This is a genomic window from Granulosicoccus sp. 3-233, from assembly GCF_052681095.1.
Genome location: NZ_JBQYLE010000047.1, coordinates 1 through 1,560, shown reverse-complemented (window position 1 = coordinate 1,560; position 1,560 = coordinate 1). Strand labels below are relative to the sequence as shown.

General features: G+C 42.9%; 1 protein-coding gene. It reads left to right on the top strand.

The genetic code is table 11. The features are described 5' to 3' along the window. The first annotated feature begins 144 nt into the window (after positions 1-144). A complete protein-coding gene (locus ACUNV4_RS30340) occupies positions 145-1,290 on the top strand; it encodes a glycosyltransferase (protein ID WP_430882424.1) in 1,146 nt (381 codons plus the stop codon). Positions 1,291-1,560 lie beyond the last annotated feature (270 nt).

Sequence of the window (1,560 nt, the reverse complement as noted above, 5' to 3'; positions counted from 1 at the left end):
GCGTTGAATCCTGATCCCGCCTTACGTAGGCGAGGTTCTGTCGGCCCAAATAGGGAGCAGTTGCTCAGGTCGAACTACCGAGTGAAAGCGCTAGGGTCGCTGTCTGGCTCTAGAAGCGATTAATTGTTGAACCTCAAAAAATATATGAAAAAATTGAAAATAGCGATTTTAATTAATTCAATTTCTCACCTTTCTGGAGGACTGTTCAATTCGGTCAGGCTGTTGGTAAAGGAATATGTTGCAATTGGCATGGATGTGAAAGTTTACTCTAACAATGACGATAGGGCAATGCGCGATTCTATTTATTGGACGGGTATCGAGCTGTCACTCCATAAAACATATGGCCCCAAGCAGTTTTCATATTCACCTGGCAAGTTGAAGGAATTGCTTTCCGAGCAATATGACATCTTGCACGTGCACGGACTATGGCAGCATCAATCATTTGTCGCATATCAGTGGTCCCGAATAACAGGGCGGCCATTAGTAGTTTCACCCCGTGGGATGTTAGATCAGTGGGCGGTGAATAATAGTAGTTTCAAGAAAAAAATTGCTTTGAAATTATTCCAAGATCGTGTGCTTAAGAACTGTAGCATTCATGCGCTTACTGTAAAAGAAGCTTCCTCATGTTCCGGGCTCTATCCAAATACGAGTATATGTGTAATACCAAACGGTGTAAGTTTGCCAAAAATAGGCGAGGCGAGGCGAAGTGAGGGGGGTAAAAAACTGCTCTACTTCAGTAGAATTAATAGCAAAAAAGGAATTTTAGAGCTGCTAGATGCTTGGGACAAAATTATTTCTAGGCAAAGTTCAGAGGATGATTTCGACTGGGTCTTATGGGTATGTGGCTGGGAAGACGGTATATCTATGCATAGGGCTCTCGAAAGCTTATCTAGCAGAACACGTACTAAAGTTGTTTATAAGGGGGGCATTTATGATGACTCTGAAAAAGACAGCTTGTTCAGACAAAGCGACGCATTCATTTTGCCTTCTTTTTCTGAAGGGCTTCCAATGTCAGTGCTGGAGGCGTGGTCATACGAGTTACCTGTAATAATGACGCGGGAGTGCAATCTGGAAGTCGGGTATGAACGGCATGCCGCATTTGAAATTTTTATGGACGATGAAAAGCTAGTAGATACTTTGCTAAAGGTGTTAGTTGACGAAGAAAATTTACTGCGAACATACGGCAAAAATGGAAGACTTATAGTTGAAGAATGCTTCACATGGCGCAAGGTGGCTACATCACACATAAATAATTATTGTGATTTACTTAGGATGCCTGGTATTAATTAATATTAGTGAAATCTGCTTGGTTTGGAGCCTGAAATATAGATTTTAGAGATCTCAATAGAGAGGGGTAAGTATCTTCTATAAGGGCGTCCGGCATGTGGAGTTCTATCTTCTGTTGCATCATCTGCATATTACGGGGCATCGTGAACAGTCATTCTGGTCGAACGTGAGCACCCCCCTACGTCAGCATAGTTGAGTGTGCCGCAGTAATGCGGATCGGTCGACAAGAAGTCTACCGAGAAGTACGAGAAGCTACGAAAGCGATGGAGGTTG